The following is a 17,721-nucleotide window of genomic DNA, read 5'->3' as shown; positions in this document are numbered from 1 at the left end:
GAAGACTACACAATGTGACTAACGGGTAGATGAGGCTGTTCATAGAGTTCCGGTAAGAACTGCTCGAAATTACCAACCTCTTCAATGTTGTGTTTGAGCCAGGCATTCCCCATATCACGGGTGAACAGAAAGCGTTGCAGCAACGGGTTCAGTATGTACTGACCGACTAGATTTTCTGCGCCGACCTGCATGCGTGAACGATACAACGTACCATCCGGCGTAGCCTCAAACCAATGCTGTAGACTAAATACTTCCTGCCCCAGTTCGCGCCGCACAAGCCGGATACCTTCCTCGTCTAACTTCACTACGGTTTCAACGCTGTCTACGTAGCAGGCCGCATTACGGCCAAATGCTTCCACAATGCGAAAGCGCGAGCCTACCTGCGCGGCACCGTTGGGACCAGGGTTTGTCATTGACCAATGGATGTGGTCGAGGGGGTGCCATACCCGATAACGACTATACGTCTCGCCCCGGTACGTTATGGTTCCGCCGATGTGCCGAAACCACCAAAGCAGCATATCAGGGGTTACGCCCCGGATGAGGTCATGCTCAATGGTCAGCTCGAAACTACCGAAAGGCAGCACAGAGAACGTCGTTCGCGCTGAAGCCAGTGGCTTCATAGTCCATTGGATGGGCAGTGGAAGAGGGAGTTGTCTGTTCATTTTAGTTGTGAGTTGATCAATGGGTAAGTAAGCTCGCTCGTGATGGCCGCGCCGATACTGCCGACCAGCCCATACTTGCCAAACAGATCGGTCCGCATCGACCAGCTATTGGCAGGTACGTTGAGGTTGAGCACGTGAAGCGGTAGCTTACCACGACGTGGGCAGGAAGGTGCTAGTATTGGTATCGGCTTTGTTGAACCGCACCACAATGGCAGGCTTGCCGTTGCTGCCTGTTTGTAGCTCGTAGTAATACGTCTGGATCTTCAACTCCGATTTTTCCATAGGGCGGTTGATATTCTTGCTGGGAATGCATGAGTAGTAGCCCCGGTACTGGCCCTCGGTGGGCGTGGTCGTGAAGGTTCCGTCGGCCTTATTGAAATCGACGCGGCCTTTTTCGTAGCTGAAGGCCTCGGTTCGGCAACTGCTGTAATCCTGAGCGGCGGCTACAAAATACTTTTCGTAGGTACCGTTGGACTTGAAGTCGAAGACCACCGCCAGTTCAAAAGGTTTGCCCAGATTTCGGCCGTCGTACGACCAGAAATCGCTCATTGAAAATGAGCCATACATCCACTTGCCAACGGCCTGTGCGTCTACGCTGCCACCGGGCAGCACATCAGTGTTACTGTTTTTACAACTTGTGCTGAGTGCGGCCACGACCAGCAGCACAACGAATAACGTTTTCATGGTATTAACTTGGTTTTAGAGGTGCGCCAGGGCGCGTTGTTGTTTACGAATCAAAATTGGCGTGACCTGGTCACTCCCGAAACCGCCGGCAAGCTGAAACGGAAAAAGCTGCTCATGAAACGGCACATTAATAGTATGAAAAACGCGCTACTATTTGATTGTCAGCGCGTTATGGGCGACTGACTTGATACGTCAGCAAATGCCCGGAAATCGTCAAAGCTGGTAGATGATGGGTATGATTACTCCCCTGACATACATGGGTATGGCCAGCATGTATTACCTGCTCGCATTAAGGGATCTGGCAAAAGCCACCCTTGACATGAATTTTACAACGACGGCTGACAAAACCGATGACTCAGCGACAGCCAAACCGGACGTGCTTACCGCCCCGTAGAATCAGGTACATACTCAATGGTATGCTACATACTAATCCCGTAGAATTCTTTAGTTTTGACTACGTACTTGTTGCCTTACCTCTTCCCATGAGTTCATTGAACTACTCCCGCTACGACTGGCTAATGCAATTGATCGTGTTGCCCGCGTACATCGGCCTGCTCAACTGGATTATGATTGGCGATCCCTACTGGCACAGCTGGACTACGTTCGGCCTGGCAACGAGTATTGCCTTTGTGGAATCATTCGGTAACTGGCTTATCAATAACCAGATAGCTCTTTATATAAACCGGCAGTTTACTAATCCAAAACAATATATCCAGCGTCTTATTATTCGATTTGTCAGCACGGGTACGTCTTCGAGCCTCCTGGCTATGCTGTTGTATGGCCTGTTCTGGGCCATTGAGCTACCCGGTTTCGAACCGAGTATTGTCCGTTTAGGATTCGCCATACTGTATACCCTCGTCATCGTGGCAATTGTGGTGATCACCTACGAAGGCATAGACGCTTTCACCTACTGGCAGCGGTCGACACGGGAGGTAGAAACGCTCAGCAAGGCGCAGCTCCAGGCGCAACTAGATGCGCTGCGTCAGCAGGTAAACCCACATTTTCTCTTTAATAGTCTCAACTCGCTAAGTGTTCTGATCGAGGAAGATTCCAAACAGGCCGGGGCCTATGCTGAAGAACTTAGTTCGGTCTACCGCTACCTGCTGCGTGCTAATGAAACGCCGCTGGTTACGCTAGCGACTGAACTCGACTTTGTCGACTCGTATTACCACCTGCTGAAAACCCGCCACGGTGAAGCACTGACCCTGGTGACGCACATTCTGCCGGGCATGGAAGACCGCAAGCTTCCCCCACTAACGTTGCAACTGTTGATCGAGAATGCGGTGAAGCACAATGTCGTCCTGCCCGAACAGCCCCTCACAATTAATCTGCTGACCGACGAGGCAAACCACCTGATTGTGCGCAACAATGTGCAACGCAAAGTTACACGGGTGCTAAGCACCGGGGTGGGCCTGAGCAACATCCTCAGCAAATACCAGATGCTGGGTCAACCCGCGCCCATCATCGAAGACGACGGGCGCGAATTCAGTGTGTTGCTGCCTTTGGTGTAGGCTACTAGTAGGCGATGTCACTTATGGCTTCGAAAAAGTAGGCATTAGGCAAGGCCCGTAATGTGTCAGGTTGCGTGTACCCCCAGCTAACGCCCCCAAATGCCAAACCTTCAGATCGGGCCGCTTCATAATCCCGGATTTCATCACCAATGCACAACGCCTCGGATGAGCTGACCCCAGCCCGTCGAATCACCTGCCTAAAGGCCCGAGCTTTGCCAAAAAGGGCTGTACCACACTGGTAATGGCTAACCAATGAGGCCAACTCCGGCCCCAGCACCCGCCGAACGTTGGCTTCGCTATTCGAACTGACAATTGCCACTTGCTTATGCGCCTCAATGGCTGTTCGTAACAGGTCAGGTACGCCCTTGAACAGATATACCTCCTCAAGGCCGCGCGTCATTAACCGACGAACCGAATAGGCAACCAACGGTACTTTCCAGGCCGAAATATGCAGTTGCTGCATCAGTTGCCGGGAGCCTAACGTTCGTAACTGATCGAGTTCGGCCAGGTTCATGGGTTTAATGCCATATCCCCCGGCTACGGCATTAAACGACCGTACAAACAGCGGAAAGGAGTCGGCCAATGTACCGTCGAAGTCAAAGATGAAAAGTTGATATGGCGTAGCCATTGGCAATAGTATTTATGTATGTGGTGCGATAGCCAGACAAACGCACAATGAGTGTCAGAATGATGACTGAACACCGTGTTCCTGCACAGCTACAGACGGGTTGGTTCCCAGAAAGACGGTGTTTAGCATAGTTTATCCTCCTGGTTGTCAGCAGATTGATCAGTCGGTGCCAGCTTACAATCGGCTGCGATTACCTGCCTATTTCTGCGTCAGTTGCAATTCGACGGTTCTTTTGGCAATGTCGTTATTAATCTTGGGTACCGTTTTCAGGTATTCGTAAATGGCACCCACCTCCCGGTCCGACAGCGCCATTTTGGGAGCCATCGGGTAGCGCAGGACACTACCATCGGGCCGTACACCGCCTTTCACGGCCCGGATGAACTGATCTTTGGTGTACTTTCTGGCGATGCCCGTCTGCTCGTCGAAGGTAAGATTGGGTGTGATAATTTTTTGTCCCTTTTCATCCATCAGTTCAATCCCGCCGCCGTAATAGCCTTCAGTTTTTTCGGTATGCACTTTATCTTGCTTTACCAGGTCGCCGGAGTGGCAGGCGAAGCAGTCGCCGAACGCATCAGCGGTGTATTTGCCCAGGGCCACCATGTTATTGGTGTCGGGCATGGCAATAAACGAGGTTGGATAAGCCTCCGGCTTCATCATCGTGTGGGTTAGTAGTTTAGACACGAAGCTCAACTCCGATGGCTTCGGCTCTGCTTTGGCCGCCTGCACCGGAAACCGGTCTGACTTTAGCCACGCCACCACGGCCATCAGGTCTTCGTCGGACAGGTTAGGATACTGTGGCATGATGAAGGCATAGGAACCGTCGCGGCGTACGCCCGTGCGCAGGAAGTAGAGTAGTTCGCCGTCAGTCCAGTTGCCGATTCCTTTTTCTTTATCCTGCGTAATATTTTTGGTATAGATAGTGCCAAACATGGAGGGTACGTCGGTCATGTGTTTGCCTGTGACCCGGTTGTCTTTGTCGGCATGGCAGGCCATACACTGGATCTGGGCGATGACCTCACCCCGCGCCACGCGGGCGGGTGTAACGTCGACGGTGATCTTAGGCAGGGCGGGTGGGTCGTAGGTGGGTACCCCCACGGCGGCAACGTACCCGCAGAAGCCGGCCAAAAGCAGCACTACGCTGCCAAGCACGAGGCCGAGGATTTTCATGACTTTTTTCATGGTTGTGAATTGATTAAAAAGAGGTTGGACAGTCTGAGCAGGTTGATTGTAACAAAGTTGCCCGCCTGCCTGTATTCCTTCAAGACTTGGTCAGCTGAACCGGAAAAAGCCGCCTATGAAGCGGCTTTTAGTCGTCTTGTACAAGGGTGGATTCAGTGTCCAACTCCCGACTAGTAAGAGGATTACGCACTAGCCTGCGTTCCCACAGGCTAGTGTGATAGAAGTAACAGTCAAGTTTTGGCCATCACTCCACCTCGCCTTTGGCACGCTCCAGTTCTACCTGTGCCACCTGGTAATCATAGATGGCTTGAAGGCGGTTGGTCTGCGCCTGGCGGAGAGCCAGTTCGGCATCGGTGAGGTCGCCTAGTTTAGCGATGCCCTGCCGGTAGCGGCTCTCGGTGCGGCTATAACTCCGTTCGGCAGCCCGGACCACGCCCGCCTGAGACAGGATGCGGTCGCGGGCTTCAGCAAGGGCGTACAGGCACGAACGTACCTCGTTGGCAATGGCCGTTTTGGTATAGCGAAGTTGCTCCTGCGCCTGCTGTTGCGCCAGCCGCGCCTGTTGTAGTTTAGGAGCAGTGGCGGCGTTGAAAATGGGTACGTTCAGTTGCAACCCCACGAAGCTCACTACCGGCCAGCGACTGTCGGAAAACCGGAAATTGCTGGTTTGTGACAACGTACCCACTTGCCCAAACGCATTCAGCGTGAGCCGACGACGTACCTGCTCCAGCTGCGCCTGCAACTCATTAGCGGCAACCCCCAACGCCAGTTGACGAAGTTCGGGACGCTGGTTATAGGCTCCCTCAATGCTGCTTTCTTCGGCCAGGACAACCGCATCCGGGTACGTCAGCGAGTCGGTCAGCACCAGGTCGGTATTGGCGGGGAGGCCCGTGAGCACCAGAAGTTGACCCTTTAACAGCCGCCCCAACCGGTCGAGTTTAGACAAAGTAGGTCTCAGGTTTTCAACCTCCACAAAGGCCCGTAGTGTGTCGGCATCGGTGACCAGCTGCGCCCGGTAGAGGTTACGTACTTCGCGCAGCGCCTGCTCGGCGCGGCCAATACTTTGTGCTAGCAGCACCCGTTGCTCTTTGGCCAGCAAAGTATTGAGGTACAGCTTCTTAATATCAGTTACCTGCCGATTCGTGACAGCACGTACCTGCTCAAAGGCCACCTTTTGCCCAACCACGGCCTGCTGCCGGGCCACCCGGAGGCTGGGCTGTAGCAGGGGCACGGCAACGGTCAGGCCCGCATTATATTGGTTTTGAAGGGCCGCCGTAACGGGGGTCATGTGGGTATTGTCGAGCGAAAAACCACCGTCGGGCGTAATAGAGAAGGCGGGGAAGAAAAACACGGGTGCGCTGATATTGCGTTGGTATTGAACCGATCCGTTTACCGTGGGCAGGCTCAGGCGGCGGGTTTCGTCGGTCAGCGACTCAGCTTTTTGCACACCCAGTCGGGCCACCCGCACCTCGCCGTTCTGCTGTCGAACCAAGTTAGCGGCGTCTTGCAACGAAAGGGAAAAAGAAGAGGGTGAAGAAGCAGGAAAGGCAGGAACAGGTTGCGCTAGGGTATTGCCACCGAGCAGCAACAGAACCACCACCGCCAATGGGGCCAACGCGAGCCGTCTTTTTTTCGCCAGCGGAGCCACATCGTCTCCACGTCTCTCTCCTCCATGCTTCTTTTTTTTCGCCCCAATCAGTCTTGCTATATAGTAATACACTACCGGCACGAAGATCAGCGTGAGGAACATGGAACTGCTGAGGCCACCGATAAGCGCCCAGGCGAGGCCCGTTTTTTGTTCGGCCCCAGGGCCGGTGGCCAGCGCAATGGGCAGCATTCCGATCACCATTGCCAGCGTAGTCATCAGGATGGGACGCAGCCGCACGTGACCCGCGTCGAGCAGAGCGTCGACCACCGTAAGGCCCCGTTCGCGGTTTTCGTTGGTACGTTCCACCAGCAGGATAGCGTTTTTGGCCACCAAACCCAGCATCATGATCAGGCCCAGGATGGTGAACACATTGAGCGAGTTCATACTCAGCGCCAGGGCAAACAGGGCACCGAAAAGGGCCACCGGTATGGAAAAGAGCACCACAAACGGGTAGGCCCACGAGTTGTAGAGCGCCACCATCACGAGGTACATGAACACGATGGCCGCCAGGAACATCAGCCCTAGTTTGCCGAATGAATCGTCCTGCATTTCGAGGTCGCCACCGTAAGTGATCTGCACCGACGGGTCGATCTTCAGGTAGGCCACGGCCTTCTGAATATCGACGCCAATGTCGCCTGAGGGTCGGCCCACGGCTTGCGAGGTGATGGTCATAGAGTTCTCGCGGTCTTTGCGCTCCAGAATAGCCGGGTCGAATGTTTCGCGAATGGTGGCTACCTGCCGCAGCTCAACGGGCTGCCCGTAGGCATTTGTCAGGGTGAGCTGGCCCATCTGTTGGGTATGGTTCCGGAACGCCTCGGCAAATCGTACCCGCATGGTCACAATTTGGTTATCCTGTTGCATGCTAAGGTCGTCGAAGCCCGCCAGTGCCGTGCGGATAGCCATGCCCACGGCTTCAGTGGTGAGGCCATAGCGCGCCAGCTTTTCCTGGTCGACGGCAATAGCCAGTTCTGGCTTGCGCACGTTGCCCGAAAAACGCACGTCGGCGGTGCCGGGAATCTGCCGCATAGCCTCGGTGAGGCGGGTGGTTTCGCGGCGAAGCACGTCTCGGTTACTGCCGCTTACCATCAGCACAATGGGAGCGGCACCGTCGCTACCCAGCAGCCCCAGCGGGTAAGCCCTCACCCGCGCACCGGGTATTTGCACCGCCAGTTCTTTTACCTCGCGCGTCAGGGCGTTCAGGTCTTTATCGCGCTCGTTGCGGGGCGCGAAAGCCACTGCGAATTCTACGGCGTTTTTGCTGGTGGGTAGCCCCGACCAGCCTTCTGGGTTGGCTCCCACGTTGGTAAACACGCGCCGCACCTCGGGCAGGCGGTACAGTTTCTTCTCGAACAGCTTCGCCATCGCGTCGGTCTGCTCGAGCTTATAGCCTTCGGGAAATTGCAGTACCACATTGATCTCACCTTTGTCGGCGGGGGCCATAAACTCCCCACCGATGAAGCCCGCGCCGGGAAGCATGAGGGCTATCATAAACAGCCCAAATGTGATCAGAACGGTGGTTTTTCGGTAGTGTAGCGTGTATTTCAGCAATTGCATGTAGGCCGCCGACAGTCGTGCAAATTGCCGTTCGAAACCCAGGCCAAACCGGCCCATGAGGGTGTTGCGGGTCAGGTGTTCGACCTTACCAAAGCGCGAGGCGATCATGGGCGTGAGCGTGAACGATACCAGCAGGCTGAAAAGCGTGGAGATGACCACCACGAGCGAAAACTCGCGTACCAGATCACCCACCAGCCCCGGCGAGAACGACAGCGGGACAAACACGACCACGTCGACGAGCGTAATGGCGATGGCCGCAAAGCCAATGTCGCTACGCCCGTTCAGCGCCGCCGCCTTTCGGCCTTCATCCGACGAAGCACCGTCTTTTTCCATGCGCTGGTAAATGCTTTCGAGCACCACGATGGAGTCGTCGACCAGGATACCGATCACCAGTGAGAGGGCCAACAGCGTAAGCAGGTTAAGCGAGAAGCCCAGCAGGTTCATGAAAATGAACGTTGACAGCAGCGAGGCGGGAATAGCCACCATTACTATCAGCGACGATCGCAGGCTGTGTAAAAAGACAAACATCACCAGCGCCACCAGTCCAATGGCCAGCATCAGGTCGTGGTTAACGGCCGTTGCCGCCGCCAGTGTAAACTCTGAACCGTCCTGCGCAATGGTGAAGCGCAGGCCCGACGACGCGTAGTCCTGTTCGAGTTGGGTCAGCGTCTTGCGTACGGCGGCACTTACGTCGACGTTGTTGGCACCCGCTTGTTTTTTCACCAGAATACCCACGGCGGCGTGGCTTTCGGGTTGGGCGGTGTCGGAGGCCACCATGTATCGGCTCTTGTTTTCCAGTTCTTTGGGTGTCAACGAAATAGACGCCACATCGCCCAGAAGTACTTTTTGGCCCGCTGGACTTCGATATACCACAATGTCGCGGAGGTGATCGAGGGCATCGGATTTACCCACAACGCGCACCGAATAGGCCGCGTCGGTATCGCGAACGCTCCCCGACGGTACATTTAGGTTTGCTGTACGAATGGCTCCGACCACCTGTATCGTAGACAGGTTAAGTGCGCGTAGTCTGGCGGCGTCGAGGGCAATACTCACCTCAGCTTCGGGCAGGCCTACAAACTGCACCTGACCCACGCCCGCCACCTGCGATAGCCGGGGCTTGATCTGTGTTTTGAGTAACGTACCCAATTCCAGATCTGACAGGTTACTGTTGGCTGCTACCTGCACGACGGGCCGTTCGGTGAGTGAAAACCGGTCGAGGGTGGGCGTTTTAGCCCCCGTCGGCAACGTACCCGTTACGGTGTTGACCTTACGCTGCACATCCTGCTGCGCCTTGTCGACGTCTACATCGTGCTTGAATTCGACCATAACGACCGAGACGTTCTCGAGGGACAACGACGTTACGCGCTTGATCCGATCAGCCGACGAAACGGCATCTTCAATGGGCTTGGTCAGCCCGAGTTCAACCTCCGTCGGCGATGCACCCGGATAGGGCGTTGTGACGATAATAAACGGAATCGACATGTTTGGCAGGAGTTCGTACCGCATCTGCGTGTACGAATACAGCCCCAGAATGCCCAGTACTACAAACAGGACAATCACCAAAATGGGGCGGGTGATGGAAAGGAGAGTAAGTTTCATAATTCTTATTGGCTTACGACTACAGTTTGTCCTTCTTTCAACCCTTCCGTGCCGCTGATAATAACTTGTTCACCAGCTTGTAAGCCTTTGTTAACCAGCAGTGTAGTGCCGAAGGTGTGGCCGGGCTGGATAGAGCGCAGGCTGAGATGTTTGCCCTGTATGACGTATACGGCGGGCGTGGCGCTGGTGGTAACAAGGGCCGTGCGGGGGATCGCCAGGCCACTGGCCCGGCTGGCGTTGGGCACTGAAATGCTGGCTGTCATCCCCACCCGAAGTGGAACGTTGGGGGTATTGTTAACCCGAATTTCGACCGGAAACTTACCCGTATCGCCACCTTTCAACCGGATCTGTCGCACTATGCCCGTTACCGACTGACCGGGGTACATGTCGAACTGCACCACCACCTGTCGACCGGGCCGAAACTGACCAACTTCAGCTTCGGGAACGCCCACCACCAATTTCACCGCTGACATGTCGGTGATGGTCATTAAGGGAGAACCGGGCGCTATAAACATGCCAGGTTCAACCAGTTTGGTGGTCACTATGCCACTGATGGGGGATTTCACGACCGCCTCGCGGAGTTGCTTACGAAGGGTAAGCCGTTGAGTCTCCAGGGTACGTACCTGCAATCGGGCGTTTTCCACGTCGGTGGTGGGTACGTTGTTTTCGCGATGCAGCGTTTCGTAGCGGGCCAGATCGGTCTGGGCTTTGTGTAGTTGCGCGTCGGCCTGGGCTAGGGCAATGTTGGTTAGTTCAGTATCTACCGTGAGCAGAGGCTGCCCTTCGCGCACAGGTCCGTCGAGGTGGGCGGTAAGGGTGCGGATGGTACCCTGTGTGGTGGCGTTCATGGTCACTTCGCGCCAGCACTCGGTTTTGCCCACGTACTGCGCTGCCTCCGAAAAGGATTGCTGGGTGACAGGGGCTGTAGACACGGTTGTGACAAGGGGTTTCTGCGCATCACGAATCTGTCCTGCCTGTTTCTGCTTGTTGCTCATCAGCAAGGAGGTCGTGCCCCCCATGCAGGCCAGGATAACGATGATAGTGCCTAACTTTTTCATGTGTAGTTGTCCAGATGTGGTCATCGTCGGCCTGTCATCACTGGGCAGGTCGGTAGGTGGCCGGTTTAAAAAGAGGTTGGCTCCGAAAAGCGATGTAAAGGTTGGGAGGCTACGTATCTGGCACCACAGCAAGCGTTATGAATGTGGACAAAGTCAGGCTGAAACGTAAAAAAGCCGCTGTTGAAACGGAGCGAAAAACGGCTTTGGGAACGGAGGCCAGATGGCGCTGGCGTGTCACGGCCCGACCTCAACCTACGGCGTTAAGTCATGTACAACTCGGCCAAGATGCCCGTTTACCACTGTTTCACCTAGGCCAAAAAGGAGCCATGAACCAGCGTTTTTCCTGGTGGTTGTAGGTCGCAGCCATTGAGGCCTACTTCTCTCTTCAATAGCCTGTTTCGCCGGTTCGACCCGTGAATACGTCAATTCATTCGAAACGAGCGATGTAATAGGGAAAAAGTCTATCAGTTTTGCGGTAGATGTACTGCTGCTTTTTAACCCATTGATAAACAGCGCAGTAAAAAGTAGCAGTTTGTGTGGGTCTGTTCGTGAGCGAACACGATAGTAGTTGAGCGTGGCGATGAAAGCCGGTCTGGCATCCTTCAGGTCAAGGCTCGCGGCACGTACCTAAAAACGAGCAACGGCAACACCAGCCTTCAGAATGCGAAACGTTCGGTTGCCTACCTGCTGCCACTAGTCGCCTGTTACCTCCCGCAGACCTTAAACAGCCATATTGCTCTTAAACCAAACATAGTATGATCACTTGTCAAGTTACCGAACTGATAAACCGGCCCGTTGCCGAGGTATTCGCACTGGCCGGCAACCTAGAAAATGACCTGCTCTGGCGAATGAACCTCTCGCGTAAGCAGACTACACCGGGCCTCCCCTATGTAGGGATGACCTTTCAGGAAGCCATGAGTTACCAGGGAAACTATTTTACGATGACAGCCGTCATTGAGGCCGTAGAGCCCAACTGCCGACTGGCTTTCCGCACTGTAAACACGGCTATGAGCATACAGGGAAAACGGCTGTTCGAGGCAGTAGCTCCCAACCAAACCAGGTTTACCTACGAACTGACGATTGAGCCCACGGGTCTTTATAAACTGCTGCCTGCCCTTACCCACGAACTGTTCAGTCAGCAAATTCAGCGCGATCTGCTTACCCTGAGGCGAATCGCCACCGTACGCCCCCGCACAGCGCTAACCACGGTCGCAGCCTAAACATCCACCAGCCGGTTTTGAAGCACCTAACAACCTAGCCAACCAGCTTTTTCTGAGCGGTTGCCAGTGTTGTTAGGTGCTGTTTTATAGTGAAGTATGGCTGATCAGCAGCAATCAGTATCAGTGAACATAGGTTTTTATCACCACTACCCAAGGCCATGAAACGACGCAGGTAGTGGAGAACCCATAAGCTTTTTGAACGCTATAACGATGACTCAAAGCGTGGCGCGATTGCTTTAAACGGATTATTGCCGTTATCCACGGAGAAGCCACACATGGATAATCAGCATCGGGACGCTACGCATACTGACCGCCCAAATCACTAAAGGGCTTCTCCAAGTTATAATCGTGATTGGCTGAGTCAGCAGGCTTGGCGACATATGAAACTGATACTAGTAAGTTGCTCGCCAGCCTCGACACACTCATGCCGTGATGGCCAAGGTCTTTTTGCGCAATCGGCAGGCTTACTATTGGCTCACCATATAAAGCCTCTGCTCAGGTTAGAGTTCATGCTGACGTTCGTAGACTGACCATTGGTGCTGTTGCCTTACCAGTACAGGGCTTTCACAAAAAAGGACTAACAGCTGGCTGTTAGTCCTTTTTTGTGAAAGCCCTGTAGGTACGTGTACAAGGGGTGCTGAAGGTTACTGCTGATAAATCAGTTCTGTTAGTCTACAGGGCTACTAACACCAGCCAATATAGGGTTCGATTGGCTCATCATTAAGGCGTGAATGTGGCCTGCAGCCAGTTCGTTGGGCTGATATTGGCTAAATTCATGGCTCAATTGGCGCACCTGATTTTTAAAGAGGGGATCAGCCAGGACGCGCCTAACCGCCCGTTGAATTTGGACGGGTTTAGGTGTCTCGGTTTTAAGGTTAATACCGACGCGGCAGTACGCGATGCGGGCGGCAATCTCGTTTTTGCCCTCGTGAATACCCGCAACTACAATAGGTAGTTTGTGCTGTATTGCCATCATAACGCCTCCGTAGCCACCGTTGGTTACATACACGCTCACGTAGGGCATAACAACATTGAAATCGATGAAGTCTTCGATTATAATATGAGTTTGCGGATAACGATGACGTAACTCCGCCGTGCCTGAACTACCTGTCGTTACAATCACCATTGTATCAGGGTCGTTTTTAAAGACTTCCAATGTTGGCACAATGATTTTTTCCGGGTCACACTCAAACGTGCCCTGCGTTACCAGCACTACATGTTTGTAGTGTAGCGTGCACTCGGCCAGCCCGAATGAACCTACCTTGCCGGACCGATGGGGTAACAATGACCCTACATACCGAATGGTAGGGCTGATTTGTTGGCGTGGAAACTCGAAACCGGGCACACCACTCTGCAAATACAAATCGGCTTTTCTGATTAGCGAATCAAAGACGAAGCCTTGCTCTGGCGGCAAGCCTAACTGCAGGCGAAGTTGGTTATAAAGCTTGTTAGAGGGCTTGAACAACACATTTTGCACAAACCGGCGAACCAATCCCTGTATTATCTGCCCCAGCGCGGAAGTAGCCGGTTGAAGTCCCAACCCACTAACGGGTACGTAGTCATCCGATTCGGACAGGGGGATAATTCCCATACTGACCCCCTTCACACTCAGTAACTGCTGAACAAGCAACCCTCCAACGCAGGCGCAGTCATAAACGATCAGATCGAATGGCCATTCCAGGTAAATAGCCCGGATATCTTCAACGTATTCGGGTCCACGGCGCAGGAAAAACTGATCGATGTCGAAGCGAAGTCGGGCTATCGGGTTTTTCAAAACAGTTCGTTCGGGGAAAATTTCGTCGATGTTGGTTTGATTGACAAACTGGGCTTTGACGATCGGGTAATGATGCAGCCCTAGATTTCGGACTCGGTCGCCATAGGGGCCACCTACATACCACCGTACATCGTGGCCGAGTTGCTGTAAATGAACAGCCAGGCCGGTTAATGGGTTGAAATGGCCGTCGAGGGGCATGGTAGCAAAGAGGATTCGCTGAGGTGTCATAAGTGTTATTGTTTACGATTGATGACGAAATTACCGTTGCCTCTTTTGCTTATATACTCAATACCTATTGAACCGGAAAAAGTAGCGGCTAAAGCGATAATTACCTAGTTTCGTCTATATCCAGCCCTTCGACATATGCCCTCTTTTTTCCCTACCTACGCCGAATGGATATTGCTATTCATAGGAGCCACTACTGTTATTCTGATTGCTAACCTCATTCAATGGATGGTGCGGCGGGAGCGGATCTACGGTTTGTATACCCTGTACATTTTATTGTGGCTACTCGCTTTTGGCCTGGATAACGTTCCAGTATCTCCGGTAAAAGCGTTTATCCACACCGTTAACGTACACATGTTCGCTTGGCTCTACCTCGAAATAGCCATTACCTTTTTACAGTTGAAAACCCGCCCTGCTCTGTTGCGCTGGTACCGGATTATACAGAAAGGCATACTGATTGTAGCTCTGCCCGAAGTGTATTTTAATTTGTTCTCGTCGGCCTGGCAAACCCAGTGGCACGAAACACAACTCAATGGTATGAGGGTGCTTGTAGTTTCAATGGCGTACCTGACGATTCTTTACACGGTGATCATACACGTCCGGTCTACAGATCTGCTGGCCCGCTTTTTTATAGCGGGAACCTTGGCCCTGTGGATTACCCAACTCATCGGCATTTTCATCATCAGCCACTATGCCAATGCCGAGCGATTAGTAACTTTTTCTGATTTACCGTCACCGATTCATCCCGGTTTTCTTATCCAGTTCGGTATCCTTCTCGACATGGCAAGCGTGTCGCTGGGTCTCTCGTATCGGCAACAGCAGCGTGCCCTGCAACAAGTGCGGATCGAACAGGGACTCATCCGCGAACGGGAGCAACACCTGCGCCAGCAACTTCAATCCGATCTTGCGCTTCAACACCTCAAACAGCAACGTACCGAAGCTCAGATGCGCGCCCTGCAAAGTCAGGTCAACCCGCATTTCTTGTTTAATGCCCTTAATACGCTCTCCGCGCTCATTGACGAAAACCCGCGTCAGGCCACAGAATACGTAGACGAGCTAAGCAGTGTGTACCGCTACTTGCTGCGGTCAGCCGATCAGGAGCTGACGCCCCTAAACGCTGAAATGGCATTTATTAAATCGTATTTTTTCCTGCTTACGATTCGCTTCGGTGACAGCGTCTGCCCCGAACTGAACATTGCCTCTAACCACTACGACGCCTTAATTCCGCCGCTGACCCTACAACTGCTGGTAGAAAACGCCGTCAAACACAATAGGGTCCTGCCCAATGAACCTCTGACCATACGCATTCGCACAACAGGGCAAGGGTACTTAGTGGTTGAAAACAATATGCAGCGCCGAAACGTCCGAGTTGAATCAAATGGGGTGGGGCTGAACAACATCGCCGACAAGTACCGGCTATTGGGCAGCTCCCTACCCTTGATTGAGGAGAAGGAAGGTTGGTTTCGGGTAACACTGCCCCTTTTGCCAGCGACTCAACTAATCGACAATGACGGTGGCTGCTGATTGCATGGATAGGCATTCGGCTATTAGCAATGGAAGGGACTAACTTACTACGTTTCCGTGAGTCGTTTGGCCTTTTGCAGGTGAAGCCTCAGTACGGCGGCCCCTGAAATCCTGCGCACCAGATACAACATACAGCTGATACGAACCGCTGGACTTGACGTCGAAGCCAACAGCAAATTCAAAAGGCTTGCCCGGGTTGCATCCGTCGTAGCTCAAGAAATTACTTTGGCATAACGAATAACATTAACTTGATGCCTGTAACGAAAAAGCCGCTTCATCAGCGGGCTTTGCGTTGTCTGGTAAACACACTGGTGAAAGGAAAAGGCTGGCTAAGTGGGCAGCAGCGCGTTTTCGAGCTCGCGTACCAGGGGCAGGCTAACTACAAACCAACCGGCCGTTTCGTTGATGGCGAGTTGCCCATAGTTCGTCAGTTTGTAGCGCATCGCCAGGTTGGTCAGGCCCGAACCAGCCATGGCTACGCGCAGGGTTTTGCGTTGCAGGGTATTGGCAACAAACAGCCGCCCCTGTTCGGTGTAAATGCGGATACGAAGCGGCTGTTCGGGCAGTATAACGTTGTAGCGAATGACATTCTCGATCAGGGTCTGCAACGTCAGCGGAACTAGGTACGCTTCCTCTTGTGACGCATCGACGGCCACATCTAATTGTAACCCGGTGTCGTAGCGGGCCTGTAAGAGGTGGATATAGGCCCGCACGAATGCCAGTTCTTCGCCGAGTGTTACCGACGATCGACTGCTGGCCTGCAACAGGTAACGGAATACGGTAGTCAACTCATCCAGAAACAACTCGGCACGATTTGGATCGTCGGCGATCAGGGCGGAGAGTGAATTGAGGCTGTTGAACAAAAAATGGGGATTTACCTGATGTTGCAGCGATAAAATCTGGCTCTGCAACGACGCATTCTCCAGCGCGTTGACCTCCACGGTTTCGTGCTGCCACTGCCGGAGAATGTACCAGCCTTCGTAGATCGTGAAGTAAATGAAATGGTAAAAGAGCTGGATGCCGATGGTACGGCTCAGTTCAACCGCGCTGCCGAAGTAAAAAAAATGCCCATCCAGCAGAAAACGCGTAGCGTGGCGCAGAAACCAGGCCAGACAAACCAACGCCGGCAAACATGCTAACAACCACAATAGCCGTGTGTGCGTGTTAGACAATCCCGGATACCGCGCCTGAATTTTCAATACCACCCAGCGGGCTAGCTGCCAGCACACCAGTCCCCAAAATAGGGCAATGGGGTCGTTGATAAGCAGTTTGTCGAGCGGGAGTGTGAGGTACCAGTCGAGCCGAAAAAAAACGGCTACAAACAGGTATAGCCCAATTGGCCCCAGCAGGCGCAGTCGCGTGTCGTTGAGGGGTTTCATGGTTCGTTGACGGGGGTGAGCTGGGTGGGCAGTAACGGCAGTTTCACCACAAAGTATCCCGCTTCTTCGCAGATACTGATAGCGAATGACCCCAGTAACCGGTATTTCATGGCAATACTGTTCAGTCCGATTTTCGTGGAATGGACAGCAGAATTTTTCCGTTGCAGGTTGTTCTGAATGACCAGCTGGAGGCCTTCGGTGAAGATGACTACCCGCAACGGGCTGTCGGACAAAATGACATTGTGCTTCACGGCGTTCTCGACCAGCAGTTGCAGCGTCAGCGGCGGAATTTGGTGGTTCAGGTACCGACAATCAACGTCGATGTGTAAGTCGATACCCTTTCCATAGCGAATCGTTAATAGCTCGAAATACGACCGGATAAACTGTAGCTCCTGCTCCAGCGTCGTGAGTTCGGGGGCTTCCTCGTTGTGGTTATTGGATCGTAACACGTAGCGGTACACACTACTGAGTTCATCTACGAAGGCTTCAGCCTGCCGGGGGTTCTCATGAATCAGCATCGACAGCGAGTTAAGGCTGTTGAACAGGAAGTGCGGGTTCAATTGGGTGCGCAACTGATTTAATTGGTGGGTCAGGCGGTTCTTTTTCAACTGTTCGTTGTTGTTGTATGTCTGCCGCCATGCCTGTAACACGTAGCCGCCCTCATAGACAACATAATACACGCAGTGGTAAAAAAGCTGAATCCCCAGGCCATAGGTATAATTGGGTAGGGGAACCATAAACCTATCGTCTGTTGCCAGGAGCACATAACCCAATCGCCGCATGGCCCAGGCCACATTGGCCAATGTAAACAACAACAGGACCATCCAGCGCAACCGCCGACGGGTGTTGAGGAGATTAGGATATCGGGCCTGCAACTGATGGATCATCCAGCGTGCCAATTCCCAGCAAACGTAGCCCGCCACCAGGCTAATCAGGTCCGAAATGGCCAGGTCAGAGAGCGATAACTCGAAGTACCAGTTCAACCGAAAAAACAACGTCCCGATCAGAAACAGCACAAACGGGCCGTATATGCGTAGCTTTTGATCGCTGAAGGTATCCACTTTCAGTCAGTTAGG

The 17,721-nt window shown here is 53.3% G+C and carries 14 protein-coding genes; 4 read left to right on the top strand and 10 right to left on the bottom strand.

All coding sequences use genetic code 11. The features are described from left to right. Positions 1-5: 5 nt before the first annotated feature. From J2I46_RS28680 to J2I46_RS28670, 3 genes are read right to left on the bottom strand one after another with little or no spacing between them, the layout of a single operon-like run. Positions 6-662 carry a DAPG hydrolase family protein gene (locus J2I46_RS28680; protein ID WP_207332544.1) on the bottom strand — a complete coding sequence of 219 codons (657 nt, stop codon included), beginning with the start codon at positions 660-662 and terminating at the stop codon, positions 6-8. Then, entirely contained in the window at positions 659-796 is a 138-nt protein-coding gene (locus J2I46_RS28675; protein ID WP_207332543.1) for a hypothetical protein, read from the bottom strand. Before J2I46_RS28675 ends, J2I46_RS28680 begins: the two co-directional genes overlap by 4 nt. Before the next feature lie 13 nt (positions 797-809). Then, positions 810-1,346, bottom strand: coding sequence for a hypothetical protein (locus J2I46_RS28670; protein ID WP_207332542.1), 537 nt, complete (start codon positions 1,344-1,346; stop codon positions 810-812). A gap of 235 nt (positions 1,347-1,581) precedes the next feature. Between J2I46_RS28670 and J2I46_RS28665 the strand changes: the two genes are divergently transcribed. Beyond that, positions 1,582-1,740, top strand: coding sequence for a hypothetical protein (locus tag J2I46_RS28665; protein WP_207332541.1), 159 nt, complete (start codon positions 1,582-1,584; stop codon positions 1,738-1,740). Positions 1,741-1,828: 88 nt separating this feature from the next. Continuing rightward, entirely contained in the window at positions 1,829-2,857 is a 1,029-nt protein-coding gene (locus J2I46_RS28660) for a sensor histidine kinase (protein ID WP_207332540.1), read from the top strand. Between the two features lie 4 nt (positions 2,858-2,861). On the opposite strand, the gene J2I46_RS28655 is transcribed toward J2I46_RS28660, so the two are convergent. The 4 genes from J2I46_RS28655 to J2I46_RS28640 form a co-directional block, all read right to left on the bottom strand. Next, the gene (locus tag J2I46_RS28655; protein WP_207332539.1) at positions 2,862-3,485 is read right to left on the bottom strand and encodes an HAD hydrolase-like protein; all 624 of its coding nucleotides are present in this window, start codon (positions 3,483-3,485) and stop codon (positions 2,862-2,864) included. Between the two features lie 198 nt (positions 3,486-3,683). Next, positions 3,684-4,664 (bottom strand): c-type cytochrome, encoded by a 981-nt coding sequence (locus J2I46_RS28650; RefSeq protein ID WP_207332538.1) that lies wholly within the window; start codon positions 4,662-4,664, stop codon positions 3,684-3,686. 244 nt (positions 4,665-4,908) lie between these two features. Next, positions 4,909-9,465 (bottom strand): efflux RND transporter permease subunit, encoded by a 4,557-nt coding sequence (locus J2I46_RS28645; protein ID WP_207332537.1) that lies wholly within the window; start codon positions 9,463-9,465, stop codon positions 4,909-4,911. Between the two features lie 5 nt (positions 9,466-9,470). Further along, a complete protein-coding gene (locus tag J2I46_RS28640; RefSeq protein ID WP_207332536.1) occupies positions 9,471-10,523 on the bottom strand; it encodes an efflux RND transporter periplasmic adaptor subunit in 1,053 nt (350 codons plus the stop codon). Between the two features lie 755 nt (positions 10,524-11,278). Here J2I46_RS28640 and J2I46_RS28635 point away from each other — a divergent pair. After that, the gene (locus J2I46_RS28635) at positions 11,279-11,743 is read left to right on the top strand and encodes an SRPBCC family protein (RefSeq protein WP_207332535.1); all 465 of its coding nucleotides are present in this window, start codon (positions 11,279-11,281) and stop codon (positions 11,741-11,743) included. Positions 11,744-12,410: 667 nt separating this feature from the next. Here the strand turns inward: J2I46_RS28635 and J2I46_RS28630 are convergent. Further along, positions 12,411-13,745 carry a glycosyltransferase gene (locus J2I46_RS28630; protein WP_207332534.1) on the bottom strand — a complete coding sequence of 445 codons (1,335 nt, stop codon included), beginning with the start codon at positions 13,743-13,745 and terminating at the stop codon, positions 12,411-12,413. Positions 13,746-13,880: 135 nt separating this feature from the next. On the opposite strand from J2I46_RS28630, the gene J2I46_RS28625 reads away from it, so the two are divergent. Further along, the gene (locus J2I46_RS28625) at positions 13,881-15,266 is read left to right on the top strand and encodes a sensor histidine kinase (RefSeq protein WP_207332533.1); all 1,386 of its coding nucleotides are present in this window, start codon (positions 13,881-13,883) and stop codon (positions 15,264-15,266) included. 329 nt (positions 15,267-15,595) lie between these two features. Here J2I46_RS28625 and J2I46_RS28620 read toward each other — a convergent pair whose 3' ends face one another. Both J2I46_RS28620 and J2I46_RS28615 read right to left on the bottom strand, forming a co-directional pair. After that, complete coding sequence (locus J2I46_RS28620) at positions 15,596-16,645, bottom strand: sensor histidine kinase (protein ID WP_207332532.1); 1,050 nt, start codon at positions 16,643-16,645, stop codon at positions 15,596-15,598. Continuing rightward, complete coding sequence (locus J2I46_RS28615) at positions 16,642-17,706, bottom strand: sensor histidine kinase (RefSeq protein WP_207332531.1); 1,065 nt, start codon at positions 17,704-17,706, stop codon at positions 16,642-16,644. Before J2I46_RS28615 ends, J2I46_RS28620 begins: the two co-directional genes overlap by 4 nt. Between the last annotated feature and the right edge of the window lie 15 nt (positions 17,707-17,721).

Origin of the sequence: Fibrella forsythiae (genome assembly GCF_017353175.1) — a bacterium.
In the GTDB taxonomy this organism is placed as follows: Bacteria; Bacteroidota; Bacteroidia; order Cytophagales; family Spirosomataceae; genus Fibrella; species Fibrella forsythiae.
The sequence above is the reverse complement of the archived record's forward strand: the minus strand, read 5'-3'. Positions and strand labels throughout refer to the sequence as shown.

What these genes read in the sequence shown, in the direction of transcription:
- J2I46_RS28650 (WP_207332538.1), bottom strand. Translation starts at nt 4,664, where the DNA reads ATGAAAAAAGTCATGAAAATCCTCGGCCTCGTGCTTGGCAGCGTAGTG.
- J2I46_RS28640 (WP_207332536.1), bottom strand. Translation starts at nt 10,523, where the DNA reads ATGAAAAAGTTAGGCACTATCATCGTTATCCTGGCCTGCATGGGGGGC.
- J2I46_RS28680 (WP_207332544.1), bottom strand. Translation starts at nt 662, where the DNA reads ATGAACAGACAACTCCCTCTTCCACTGCCCATCCAATGGACTATGAAG.
- J2I46_RS28670 (WP_207332542.1), bottom strand. Translation starts at nt 1,346, where the DNA reads ATGAAAACGTTATTCGTTGTGCTGCTGGTCGTGGCCGCACTCAGCACA.
- J2I46_RS28645 (WP_207332537.1), bottom strand. Translation starts at nt 9,465, where the DNA reads ATGAAACTTACTCTCCTTTCCATCACCCGCCCCATTTTGGTGATTGTC.
- J2I46_RS28625 (WP_207332533.1), top strand. Translation starts at nt 13,881, where the DNA reads ATGCCCTCTTTTTTCCCTACCTACGCCGAATGGATATTGCTATTCATA.
- J2I46_RS28630 (WP_207332534.1), bottom strand. Translation starts at nt 13,745, where the DNA reads ATGACACCTCAGCGAATCCTCTTTGCTACCATGCCCCTCGACGGCCAT.
- J2I46_RS28660 (WP_207332540.1), top strand. Translation starts at nt 1,829, where the DNA reads ATGAGTTCATTGAACTACTCCCGCTACGACTGGCTAATGCAATTGATC.
- J2I46_RS28620 (WP_207332532.1), bottom strand. Translation starts at nt 16,645, where the DNA reads ATGAAACCCCTCAACGACACGCGACTGCGCCTGCTGGGGCCAATTGGG.
- J2I46_RS28655 (WP_207332539.1), bottom strand. Translation starts at nt 3,485, where the DNA reads ATGGCTACGCCATATCAACTTTTCATCTTTGACTTCGACGGTACATTG.
- J2I46_RS28635 (WP_207332535.1), top strand. Translation starts at nt 11,279, where the DNA reads ATGATCACTTGTCAAGTTACCGAACTGATAAACCGGCCCGTTGCCGAG.
- J2I46_RS28665 (WP_207332541.1), top strand. Translation starts at nt 1,582, where the DNA reads ATGATTACTCCCCTGACATACATGGGTATGGCCAGCATGTATTACCTG.